Here is a 12,349-nt window from a genome sequence, read left to right as displayed (position 1 = left end):
AAAGAAGAATCCCTGTATAGACAAGGATTCTATGAAAAGATTTGCTACCGATAATAGGACGTTATGTTAACCAACCATGAATAAGTATACATCACAAAAAGTCCAGATCTTTACTTATCATTTTGCATAAGCCCCTTTGGTTTTTGCCCTTTCCTGGGAGTCCCGTCCTACACTTTTTATTCCACGGTTCACTTGACCACGAGCCTCTACACCCTCAAACTCCCAAAGATAACCCCAGCGGGCAAAAACCGCCCTTCTGGGGCCACCTCTGGTGAGTTTGCATGAGGGTGCCCCTCATGGTCAAGTGACTTTCGCGGCATAAACGTTCCGGACTCTGTGATCAACCCTTGTCTAGCTATTCTCTCATGTATTCCTATTACAGAATCCCTTCTATTCAAGTTGCTATATTGTATAATGTAGTTAAATCAGATTCTATGTCGTATTACATAGAATCAAATACATATTCTCCCCTACGGGGAGCCCGGTTTATCGCCTTAACGGCTTTAAACCGGGAAGATCAAGAGCATTCCACGAATCGTCCCGCCGTCATAAATCCGGCGAGACTCAAGCAGGGCAAAATCCGCCTGCCTTGGCATGAAAAAGCTAACGCTTTTCCATGCCTGCGGTCAGACGCATTCATTTTTGCTTCTCGCTGCGCTTGAACCAAAAACAAGCTCGGCAAGCCGAGTGAATGGTCTTCAGGCGGATTTTGCCCTGCGGGACTTCCTGGCCAGAACACTTTGCATCTGTCCAGATTCTTTTTCTAAATCAGCTTACGCTTCTTAGAAAAAGACAAATAAAATTGCCTTCCGGCATTTTTATTTGTTTGATCAAAATGTCATGCTTCGCATCACATTTTGATTGGAATTAAATAAACATTTTTAAACAAATGTTTATTTAATGCAAAAAAACAAACCATGTGGCTATGTGTAAATGTACACATGGCAAAGACACATAGCTTCGCTATGGATTCCCGAATAATCAAATACAGGAATATAACAAAGACAGGAGACATCCCTATGGCCGCGCCACGAAAACATATAAGAATTCTAAAAACAAAAGAGATCGAAGGCATGGATATGCTTTGGAAAACTGGAACAGCTACCAGAGAACAAATGGAAAGAGAATATAACATCAAAGGAGATCGCCTCAAAAAACTTTGTCACAGCGAATATTTAGAAGAACGCACAGGCAAGATTGTTTTAGGCGAAAAAGGAATAGAAAAGTTTAAAAAAGAGGGAAAAGAATATCAATATAAAACCGGTATAAATAACGCCAAACACGATATTCGTCTCTCTGAAAAATACATCTCTTTACCGAAAGAAATAAGAGAAACATGGAAAACAGAAAAACAATTGCATTTAGAAGCCCAGAAAGACCCCAGATACGACGATTTTAAAAAAAGAATAGTAGAGTCCCATCCGCAAGGAAAATTCCAACCAACGCCCGATGGAGCCGTCTATAGCGAAGTGCATGGTGGTTATATTGCTATAGAGGTAACAACGCGTAACTATAAAGAGATTGATATCCAACAAAAACAAGAATTTGCGAAGACATTTTTATCTGGATATGAACAGCTATAGGAGGAAAAAACATGGCAATCCAACCAACATTTATCGTTCCACCTACTTTTTATACAGTACATGAAATTATGAATAATATTAATTCACCCTATATCTTAAACTTACATGAAATTCAGGAAGATCCACATAAAAGAAAATTAAATGACGAATTACATCTATTCATCATGAAGCATTATCATAATCTATTTACATTTATGCTCCATCATCAGCCCTACATGTTAAAATCACAATTCTTGGACCTATTTGGCTACCAAAAAGGAAAAAAAAATAAATCTAGAACACTTGGTTACGCAAAATTAAAAGAGTTAGAAGATAAACTGTTAATTGGTTCTAAATCCTTTTATGGTGCGGAATATATTTATTTATCTTATCGAGCTTACTATTATTTTGGCCAAGAAAAAAAGGTGCTACCAATTGCACCAGGAGAAAATGTACTCTTCCGTCACTTTACCCGTATGGAAGACTATCTAGAATTAAATAAACAATATACAGATCCAATATTATTAACCGCATTACTTTGCTCTCACGAGCATTATTATCTATTACATACAGAACCCTTTTTCCCAATTAACCCAATACAAGAAAAAGATACACGTTACTTTGGAGAATACTTTCCAAACAACAAAATACCTAAAAATCTTGATATGGAATTTGTAACAGACTTTCTCATAAAGACAAAACAAGAAAATAGGGGATTGTGGTTCATCAATGAAGAGACACCTGAAATTCAACTTCATGTACTCATTACATTTATCGATGAACTCTTTAAAATCCTTACTACACGTTGTTCTCTTAAATTACTTATTAATGATCAAAAAGAATCCTTACGAATCGTAGCAAATATTATCCCAATACCAGGAACATCTTATATCACGATTAACAATCTAATCTCTGATATCTATCATATTGAATTTTTATTAAAAATTTGTTTCCCAACAGTGATAACAAGCTTTACTTTTATTCTGATGAATCAAGATCATGAACGTGAATTAAACAATGTTATTAGTAGAATTACTAAACTTAGAAAAAATAAAAAGAACTTACAACCTTGGCAATCTATGATTAATCCAAAAAACATCAAAATCCGAAATACAAATCTATTTAGACGTTTAAATTTCAACGATTCCTACGAATCTCAAAGAGAAAAACCACTTCCACAGTAATCACTTACTTATCGTAAGTGATTTTTGGTCTTCTCCCTACTTTTGAGGTAGAGGCTGGCCGGGGTGTGGGGAGACCCCACATATTGCGTATCTAAAAATAAAGTAAGAACTAATTAGGGAACGTTAGATCAAGCGGTTTGGCTCGTATAATGAATAGCTCAAGCCGATATGCCTAAATCCTACTTTTGAGTTTATCGGCTTGGCGATGAAAGCAAACGAGCCAAAAAAAGTTTGGCAAGGATGTTAGAAAAAAGAAAAGTCTTCGACTTTAGCCGAGGATTGACGAGGCGACTTTTTTCTAGCAAAGGTGGAGATTTTTAAGATGGGTTTCCTTAAAAATACTACCTGTTCCTTGCGGAACTTTTAGCCATTTCTATATAGAGTAAGAAGGGACAAACATAAGAAAGTAGAAAAAACCCATTAATATCAAGGGTTTCAAGATTTTTCGTACTTACCGTTTTTGGTAAGTAAACTTACCAAAAACGGTAAGTACGAAATGAATAAAAAAAAATCTACTAATTAAAGTAGATTTAAAATAATTTAATAGGTAAATTTTTAAGTTGTTTTGGTACTTTTCTAAACATTGTTTTAAGTGTTGGATTAACGTCATCTCTATTACCAGAAAACATTATATGAGGATTTATAAATAAAGCGTATGCTCTAACATTATTATTATCAATACCACTTTCTGAACGAGCTATAATACCTTTATCTATTAATTTTCTAATCAATGGACTAACTTTTGTTTCATGTCTTCCAATTTTTTTAGCTAATTCCCGCTGAGTTAATGGGATTTGCTCTTTAGAATTAATATCACTAACCAAGCAATTACTTAAAAAACCTACACACATTGAGATATCTAATAAAAATACTTTTTCAGCATTTGTTAAATAATCAATTTCAAATAAATATTGAATGTTTTGTTGAATAATTTGAACAAACTTTGCTTTATTTTTTATTTTACGTTCAGGAACTAATTTCATTCCTTTTGCACTAGCTTTTGCTTGAAGTATATTTACTAATTGCATTTCTTCCTCTGACAATATCTTTGAGTTTTCAATATCTCTTAATCTTGCTTTTTTTTCAGCTTGTTCTAAATTAAAATACTCTTTCATAAAATAAACCCCTTTAAAAACTCACATAACATCAAATTACATTTTTATACTGATTCTACATTAAATTAATAAATGAAGAATATTCTTATACTACTATTTATTGAAATTTCAAAGGTTTGTTTAATATATTTTATTTAAAAATAATACATGCTTTTTATGAAATTTTAACTATATATATAGAGTGAGATAAGGAAAATATAAAAAACCAGTAATATCAAGGGTTTAAAGTGTTCGGGGTGTTAATTTTTTTTAACACCTGTGTTAAAAAAAATTAACACCTATTTTTTGGAAAGATCAGCAAAAAAAAAAAGTGCAATAGTTAAATTACACTTTTTCAAAATAAATATATTGGCAATTTATGCTTCTTTTTACTTCCTTCACATTGAATATTTCTTAATGATTTTGCAAATATTTGTTGTGTAGCTCTATCAATATCATCTTTTGGTGCATTACATAGTATATTAGGATTAACAAACCAAGTACGGGAGGAACAAGATCTTCCATCTTCAGTTGTTACCCCAGATTCCGCAACTCCTAAAATTCCTTTAACTAGTAAATCATTCATAATTTTAGAAATAGACGTTCTTGTTTTCCCTAATTTTTTTGCTAAATAACTTGGAGAAGCCGCATATGGCTTAATTTCATCATCATTTTTTTCAATAATAACATTTGATTTAAATTCCAAGAACCGTGAAAGCTCAAATAAAAAAGCTTTCTCTGGTTGAGTTAAATAGCCAATCTCACACAAATAATCAATATTCTCTGTAATCATTTGCACGAACTTCACCCCATCAGTTCGTTTTTTCTTTTTACCAATAAAATAATCATCGCCTGTTGTACTATGTAAAATCTGTAATAACAATTGTTGTTGTTCAGTTGATAAACCTATATTAGCTTGTTCTAAAAAATCCTCAACCTTATTTTCATTTAACCTTGCTTTTTGTTCTGAACTATCAATATTTACAATTTTACTCATTTTTTCCTCTCCTTAATGGTTGAGGAAAACAAACTCTAATGATAAAATATCATTAAATAAAATTAATAATTAAGAGTTTGATTTCTCAACCTCTATCACCTTAAGCAAAAACCCTTTCTGTCGCCAAACTTCGAGGGTTTTTTTGCTATTTTTTATTCTATCATAAACTTATAAGAACTTATATGTTATCCACTTTTATAAATATATTTATAAAATAAGTATTATCAAAAACTACAGTTTTTGATAATACTTACAATAAAACTCATTAAGTTTTAAAACAGCAGTAATAACTTCATCTGGATCACTTTTATCAATCATTTGTGTAATCGATAAATAATATAACTTATTATTTAAACGTTTTTTTTTCACTGTTTCAATTAATCCTCTAAGTTCATTTAATAATATATTATATCTGTTAATATCCTCAAAATCATGAGATATATTTTGTTTGATAATATACTCACAATCTAAAATTAAGTTTATAAACTTTTGATCATGATTCATTGTTTCTCCAATCAAATTTACTTATTTTAACCAGCTAACACTAACTTTATTTATCCAATATTGTACTCCTCCACCTTCCCTATATTCCTGAACTATATCTGTACCATTTTGAAATTGAGTTTGAGATGCAGTGATTCCCGTAAGAACTCTAATTCCTTTTGGTATTTCTACTATATATTCTGTACTTAATGGATTACCCCAAGCTTCTAATACCGCTAACTCATTTCTTGTTTCTTCAATGTTTCTCTTTTTATCACTCCACCAATAACCAAGACCATACCTAGAATCTGGTTCACCAGATTTACTTCTTCTATATAAAATTAAATCTTTATCAATTTCTTTTATCTCTATTTTTAAATCCTTAAATGCCAAAACATCCGCCTTAGTACCCTTAAAATCAAAATTAGAAAAACCTGATTCTCTTATTATCTCTCTTTTTAAAGTAGCACGTTCCATTATACTCAAATCTACTTTATCTACTTTATCTAATAATTGATTTAAATCCTTAACACTCCAATTAATCAATTTATTACTTTTTATATTACTTATTATTTTATCAATATTATTCTCACTTTCAAAAATAATAGATATATCATCACTTCTATTTAATGAAATATTATTCAATTCAGCATAACTATTAAAAGAAAAACAAAATAAACTACAAAAAATCACAAACGTCATAACAAATATATTTTTTTTCATACTAAAAAACCTCTCCTAATCTTAATTAACAATCCTCATTGATTTAAAAATCAAATCATTTTCTTTAACAAAAACTTCCAAATTGGTTCTGATCCAATTAACACTGAACCTTGTCCCATCATTCCTGCATATAATTCATCATTGTTAGAATCAATCGTTGCTTCTAATTCATACATATAGGATTTAAATTCTTTGTTATAAACAGGTTCCGCCGCAATATATACAATTTCCCCTATATATTTATCTATTCTTTCTGTATTAAAAGAATAAATTATCTTATCACCCTTTTTGATATTTTTTCTATCTTGAGGAGATAAAATTATACGAGCTCTTTTCTCAAGGTTTTTTGGTACAATAGCCAAAATCTCTTGTCCAGATTCAATTAAATCACCAGATTGAATAGTAGAATTAAACTGAACTTCTCCATCCATTGATGCTTTTACAAAAACATTTTCATTTTCCTCTTTTATTTGAAACAAAACATCTCCTGTTTTTACAAAATCACCCGACTTAACCAAAATATTATCTAATATTCCCTTGTTTTTACTTCGAACTAGACTAGATTCAAATTTATTCTGTATAATTACTGTTCCTTTACTTACAATATCAACCTTTCCAAAATAAGCCCAAACAACAAAAATAACAAACAATAAAATAAGTCCAGATAAAAACCATATAATAAAACGAGGTGGTTTTCGTTCTAATAACTCCACACTATCTGTTAATTGCTCAAAAGAATAAATTTTATTCATCTTTATTTCCCCACATTGCATAAGATTGTGATTTTATATGATCTACATGTACAGTTTGATTTTTCCATAGACCATAATAATCACCCTTTTGAAGTAATAATTCCTCATGAGAACCTTCTTCAATAATATTTCCTTTTCTCATGACAAAAATTTTACTAGCATGTTGAACTGTACTTAATCGATGCGCAATCATAATAACTGTGATTTCCTTACTTCCTAAATCTCTAAGCATATCAGTAATTTTTTTCTCCGTTGTAGAATCTAAATTACTTGTTGCCTCATCTAAAATCAAAATATCTGGATTTTTCAATAACGCACGTGCAATAGCTAATCTTTGTTTTTGTCCTCCAGATAAATTAGACGCATTCTCCTCTAATAATGTTTCATATCGTAATGGTAATTCACTAATAAAATCATGAGCACAAGCTAATTTACATACATGAATTAATTCTTCAAAACTAACCTTACGTTCTAGACCAAATTGTAAATTGTCATAAATGGAACCACTAAAGAAAAAGGACTCCTGTGATACATATGCAATTTGTTTACGTAATGCTGTTTTACTAATTTCTTTAATATGATAATCATCATAATAAATATTCCCCTGCTGAGCTGAGTAATAATTCATTAATAACTTTGAAATAGTTGTTTTACCAGAACCACTTTCACCAACAAAAGCTACTTGACTACCAGGGGAAATTGAAAAACTAATATTATTTAAAACATTATTCCTCGTACCATATTTAAATGTTACATTCTCAAAATCAATCTTCCCAGAAAGACGATTTGGAAATACCTTTCTCTCTTCATCCTTCGATTTTTCTAATTCTAAATCAAAAATATCATTTAACCTTTCTGCCGCCACAATAGCTGATTGCATCATCGGTTGAATACCAATTAAATTCTGAATAGGATTCAAGAAATATACCAAAAGTGCATTATAAGTAATTAACTCACCAATTGACATATTTCCCTTTAATACCTGGTTAGCACCTACCCATAAAATAATTACTCCACCAATTAATTCAATAGCAATTTTAATAGTTCCTTGTAAATTAGAAATCATACCATTTTTAAAAAAATGACGAAGTAAACTTACAAAACGTTTTTCCATTTCAAAGATTACTTCTTTTTCAGCATTATATGATTTTATAGTACCAACACCATTTAATGACTCCACTATATAAGACATTAACTTTGCATTACTTTCCATTTGCTCTCTATTAATATTTTCATAAGATTTATGAAATCCTAAAATAACAAGAACATAAAACGGGATTAATAAAAGGGTTACACCAAACAAAACAGAATTATGTAAATAAAGCAAAACAGAACCTAAAATTACCATTAAGCTATCAATCATTAATGTAATTGTAGTATTAGATAAAGCATCTCTAACTTTACTAGCATCCGTAAAGCGAGAAATAATTTCACCAACTTTTCTTGTTTCAAAAAAATTCATAGGTAAACCAATAACATGTCGATAATACCCCAACATTAACTGTATATCGATTCTCCTACTAAAATATAAAATCAAATGAGTTCTAAAATATGATAGTAATACCTTAAATACATATAAAATAACAATACCTATTGAAACTATATGTAAAGTTTGTAATAACTGATTTGCAACAATATCATCAATTAAAAATTTAAAATAAAATGCACCTAACATACTAAACCCATTTAAGAAAATAGAAGCAATAAACATAGGAACAAGTAAGTGAATTTGAGATTTTAATAAAGATGTAAAACGAGACAATTTACCACTAGAATAATCGGATTTATTAAAATTTTCATTAGGACTAACTAAAACTAAAATACCTTTCCAAATCTCACAAAAATCTTCCAAACTAAATACAATATTCCCTTTTGCAGGATCTGCAATATAGACTTTATTTTTTTTCACTTTATAAATAACTACATAATGTAATAAACCGTTGTCAATTACATGTGCAATAGCTGGTAAAGGTATTTCTTCTAATACCTCAGGACTCTTAGCCCTAACACCTTTACTATCAAACCCTAATTTTGTAGACGCTTCCAACAATCCTTTAATATTTGTGCCTTGTAAATCAGTTCCCGCAATTTCACGAATTTTAGAAATTGATATATCCGAACTATAATGACGTGAAATCATAGCTAAACATGCTGGGCCACAATCCTGTAAATCATGTTGCTTAATACATTCAAATTTTTTTAATACCAAAGTAATACCTACTTTCTTAATAAAGATGAATCCCATTATATAAATAATTTAATAATTTTATTATTATTTGAAAAAAATTACAAGGAAATTATAGACAAAAAAATATATTATTGTATAATAATTACATGACAGCGATTCCAAAGCTAAATAATCCATTTAAATAAGGAGGGGACATAATGGAAATCAAATTAGAAAATCTAGAAGAATTAACACAAGAAGAAATTCTAGAAGTAGACGGCGGAAACTGGGTAAAAAACCTAGCTGATTTCACAGCTGGATACTATAAAGGATGGTCTAACTATTACAATGATGGACCAGCACCATGGGAATAAACAGTAATATTTACTAAACTTAAAATCTAAAAATCTATATATTAAAAAAGGAGGTTTTCTAAAGTGAACACTAACAAATTAAACAAAAATCTTGAAACTTTAACAAATCAAGAACTTGAAATTAATGGCGGAGGCTTCTGGGGTAAAGTAGGAGAATTTGTCGGCTATGGTGGAGCATCATCAAATGCTCAAAAACATGCATTTTGCGATAAATATTATGCTCCTAGAACTAATGCAAGAGCTAACTGCTATAGTATGTACGAACAGTAAAAAAAAGATGGTCTTTAAGCCATCTTTTTTTTAAAATAACTATTAAAACTATCAAAAACATTTTCTAAACAAAGAACCTATATATTAAAAAAAAGGAGTGTTTCTAAATGAATACTAACGAATTAAACAAAAATCTTGAAACTTTAACAAATCAAGAACTTGAAATTAATGGCGGAGGCTTCTGGGGTAAAATGGGAGAAATTGCCGGGTGGGGTGGCGCATCAGGAAATGCTCAAAAACATGCATTTTGTGATAAATATTATGCTCCTAGAACTAATGCAAGAGCAAGCTGTTACATGATGTACGAAGAATAGAAAAAAATAGCTTTCAAAATTACCTCAAAATAATAATTATAATTTATATTCATATTATAATTATATATAAATATAACGATTATATAATAAATATAAAAAAAACAAAACTAACTATGCTCTAAAAAAATAGTTAGTTTTATTTTTTATATTTATAAAATTAGTTATTTTTTTCTATTAAAGTTATAAATAATTCTTCATATTTTAATCCATAATTTTTATTTACCTTACAAAAATCTAATATTTTCAGTACTATATCACTCAATATAAAAAACATAACAAATTAAATATCAAAAAACATCAATAATACTCTTTAGAAATTCTCAATAAAATCAAACTACAAATACTAATCGTAATAAATCCAATTAAAGCTAAAAAAGGAATTGTAATAAAACCTAACCAATTTATATATTCACCAGTACACGGTACACGTCCACAAGAAACAGCTCTTTCTGAAAAGAAAACAATCTTTTGTATCAAATAATGATATAAAGAAAAACAAGAACCTATAATCCCAAATATTAATGAATATCTTGAAATACTATAATCCTTTTTTATAACAGCAACACCTAATAATAAAACTAAAGGATACATAAAAATTCTCTGATACCAACATAAAGTACAAGGAATAAACTTCATAATTTCAGAAAAATATAAACTACCCAATGTAGAAATAAAAGAAACACACCATGCAATAAACAATAAGTTTTCTTTTCTTTTTTGACTATTCATATTGAAAACCCCTTATAAAATTAAATATTAATAAAAATAAAAGAAACTTAAATAACAAGTTTCTTTTAAGAAAATATCTAGATATAAAAGTAATAAAACAAATTTTCTAATCTCATAAAATCTATTTATTTATTCTTCCGAAACCAACTCTCAAAATCCTCTTCCGATTGTTCTCCTTCAATCCTATTTAATTCTTTTCCATCTTTATAATGAATAATTGTAGGTGTTCCTTTAATTTTAAATTGATCCCAAGCTGAATCATATTCTTCTAAGTTCATAACCTGCATGTCAATTTTCATTTCTTTTGCCATAGGTATAACGATTGGTGAAACCTTAGCACAATGAGAACAGTGGGTTTGATAATAATAAATAATCTTCTCTTTTTTATCTAAAATATCTTGTTGTAACTGTTCTTCTGAAATTTTATTTTTATAATACTCTTTTACTGGAACTTCTTCCTTATTTTTATTCATAACTAAAAAAATAACACCAAATAACAAAATAACAAAAAGACTAAACACAAATATTTTCTTCACACGTAATTCTCCTCACCAAAAACCCTAAATCTAGATATAATAATCCAATGATTAATATATCATAAAACAAACATTTTATATACAAAAAATGTAAAAACAAATAATTTCCATTAAAAACATACATAGAACAAGGGAATGCTTGTAAACTGATCTATACTGCATTCCCTTATTATATGTATGCTATATTTCTATTCTTCTTTTTCCGACATTAGAACCTTATTAAGAATAGCAACTACATTTAATTTTTAAACAAACCGAAAAAACCTTTCCGTTTTTGTTTCTGATTTTGCTTTTGCATAACTCTAATATTTTCAAGCAATAATTGATCTCGTTTTTCTAACTTCTTCTCTATAAAAACTTCTAGTTCACTATTTTTGCTTTCAACTTCCATTAATTTTTTCTCTGTATTAACCAAATGTTCTTTTGTCGTAACTAATTCATTCGTAATTTCTTGTAATTTTTGAACAAGTACTTGATTGAATTGATTTTGTAATTGCTGATTTTCTAAAACTTCATCCAATTTCTTTTCTAATTCCGATTTTTCTTCTTTTGAAACAAATGAATCAAGTTCCCCATTCCGCCATGCTCGAACCTGATCATAAGACCACTTTTGTAACTGTATTTTTTCTTTAATTGCTGTTAATTCTTCTATATTTTCCTTAGAATACCTACGATGCCCACCTGGGCTTCGTTCCGTTTGTATATTAAATTCGTTTGACCATACTTTTAATAAATCCGGAGTCATCCCTAAACGTTCCGCAACAATTTTCGGTGTATACATTTCCGATTTTAATTCCAAATTTCATTCCTCCTCCAAAAACGGAATACATTTTTCACTCATAAAACATTATTAAATCAATATTTTAATCAAAATCGGAATTCACTCACAACTGATATCACAACCGATTTTAAAATCGAATTAATTTCGAAATACATTTCGATTTTAACACTAATACTCATTACTTCTCGATACCCACATCAAAATCTTTTTATTTATACAAGATTTTATGCAAAAAAAGAAAAGGGAGGATCCCTCAAATTCCCTCTATATCAACCATGTATAAAATCTTGCATATCGATTTTACTAGAAAAGAAAGAAGAATCCCTGTATAGACAAGGATTCTATGAAAAGATTTGCTACCGATAATAGGACGTTATGTTAAC

General features: G+C 29.3%; 14 protein-coding genes. 5 read left to right on the top strand and 9 right to left on the bottom strand.

All coding sequences use genetic code 11. The features are described from left to right. Positions 1-1,019 precede the first annotated feature (1,019 nt). Both QO049_RS29675 and QO049_RS29670 read left to right on the top strand, forming a co-directional pair. Positions 1,020-1,583 (top strand): hypothetical protein, encoded by a 564-nt coding sequence (locus tag QO049_RS29675; protein ID WP_098757953.1) that lies wholly within the window; start codon positions 1,020-1,022, stop codon positions 1,581-1,583. A gap of 11 nt (positions 1,584-1,594) precedes the next feature. Then, complete coding sequence (locus QO049_RS29670) at positions 1,595-2,746, top strand: hypothetical protein (protein ID WP_284489773.1); 1,152 nt, start codon at positions 1,595-1,597, stop codon at positions 2,744-2,746. Between the two features lie 530 nt (positions 2,747-3,276). Here QO049_RS29670 and QO049_RS29665 read toward each other — a convergent pair. The 6 genes from QO049_RS29665 to QO049_RS29640 all read right to left on the bottom strand — a co-directional run bounded on the left by QO049_RS29665 (position 3,277) and on the right by QO049_RS29640 (position 9,040). Continuing rightward, positions 3,277-3,861: a MarR family transcriptional regulator gene (locus QO049_RS29665; protein WP_152127823.1), complete on the bottom strand. Its 585-nt coding sequence runs from the start codon at positions 3,859-3,861 to the stop codon at positions 3,277-3,279. A 334-nt stretch (positions 3,862-4,195) separates the two neighbouring features. Further along, a complete protein-coding gene (locus QO049_RS29660) occupies positions 4,196-4,837 on the bottom strand; it encodes a MarR family transcriptional regulator (protein WP_012263697.1) in 642 nt (213 codons plus the stop codon). A 231-nt stretch (positions 4,838-5,068) separates the two neighbouring features. Further along, entirely contained in the window at positions 5,069-5,341 is a 273-nt protein-coding gene (locus QO049_RS29655) for a hypothetical protein (protein ID WP_012263698.1), read from the bottom strand. Positions 5,342-5,362: 21 nt separating this feature from the next. After that, positions 5,363-6,043, bottom strand: a complete 681-nt coding sequence (locus QO049_RS29650; protein WP_152127824.1) for an autotransporter — start codon at positions 6,041-6,043, stop codon at positions 5,363-5,365. Between the two features lie 50 nt (positions 6,044-6,093). Further along, a complete protein-coding gene (locus QO049_RS29645; protein WP_152127825.1) occupies positions 6,094-6,795 on the bottom strand; it encodes an HlyD family secretion protein in 702 nt (233 codons plus the stop codon). Beyond that, positions 6,788-9,040 carry a peptidase domain-containing ABC transporter gene (locus tag QO049_RS29640; RefSeq protein ID WP_419145805.1) on the bottom strand — a complete coding sequence of 751 codons (2,253 nt, stop codon included), beginning with the start codon at positions 9,038-9,040 and terminating at the stop codon, positions 6,788-6,790. The genes QO049_RS29645 and QO049_RS29640 overlap by 8 nt, the downstream gene beginning before the upstream one ends. A 140-nt stretch (positions 9,041-9,180) precedes the next feature. On the opposite strand from QO049_RS29640, the gene QO049_RS29635 reads away from it, so the two are divergent. The 3 genes from QO049_RS29635 (at position 9,181) to QO049_RS29625 (ending at position 9,920) form a co-directional block, all read left to right on the top strand. Further along, positions 9,181-9,336, top strand: coding sequence for a hypothetical protein (locus QO049_RS29635; protein WP_012263688.1), 156 nt, complete (start codon positions 9,181-9,183; stop codon positions 9,334-9,336). Positions 9,337-9,399: 63 nt separating this feature from the next. After that, a complete protein-coding gene (locus tag QO049_RS29630) occupies positions 9,400-9,606 on the top strand; it encodes a hypothetical protein (RefSeq protein ID WP_152127827.1) in 207 nt (68 codons plus the stop codon). 107 nt (positions 9,607-9,713) lie between these two features. After that, complete coding sequence (locus tag QO049_RS29625) at positions 9,714-9,920, top strand: hypothetical protein (RefSeq protein WP_097855886.1); 207 nt, start codon at positions 9,714-9,716, stop codon at positions 9,918-9,920. A gap of 297 nt (positions 9,921-10,217) precedes the next feature. Here the strand turns inward: QO049_RS29625 and QO049_RS29620 are convergent, their stop codons facing one another. The 3 genes from QO049_RS29620 to QO049_RS29610 form a co-directional block, all read right to left on the bottom strand. Further along, positions 10,218-10,649, bottom strand: coding sequence for a disulfide formation protein C (locus QO049_RS29620; protein ID WP_152127828.1), 432 nt, complete (start codon positions 10,647-10,649; stop codon positions 10,218-10,220). 125 nt (positions 10,650-10,774) lie between these two features. Continuing rightward, on the bottom strand, positions 10,775-11,185 hold the full coding sequence (locus tag QO049_RS29615) for a thioredoxin family protein (RefSeq protein ID WP_284489772.1): 411 nt from the start codon (positions 11,183-11,185) through the stop codon (positions 10,775-10,777). A gap of 238 nt (positions 11,186-11,423) precedes the next feature. After that, on the bottom strand, positions 11,424-11,984 hold the full coding sequence (locus QO049_RS29610) for a MerR family transcriptional regulator (RefSeq protein ID WP_152127830.1): 561 nt from the start codon (positions 11,982-11,984) through the stop codon (positions 11,424-11,426). Between the last annotated feature and the right edge of the window lie 365 nt (positions 11,985-12,349).

This window comes from Bacillus sp. RB3, from assembly GCF_030164735.1.
Classification (GTDB): Bacteria; Bacillota; Bacilli; order Bacillales; family Bacillaceae_G; genus Bacillus_A; species Bacillus_A cereus.
Note: the sequence above shows the minus strand (reverse complement) of the source record. Positions and strands in the feature narration are given on the sequence as shown.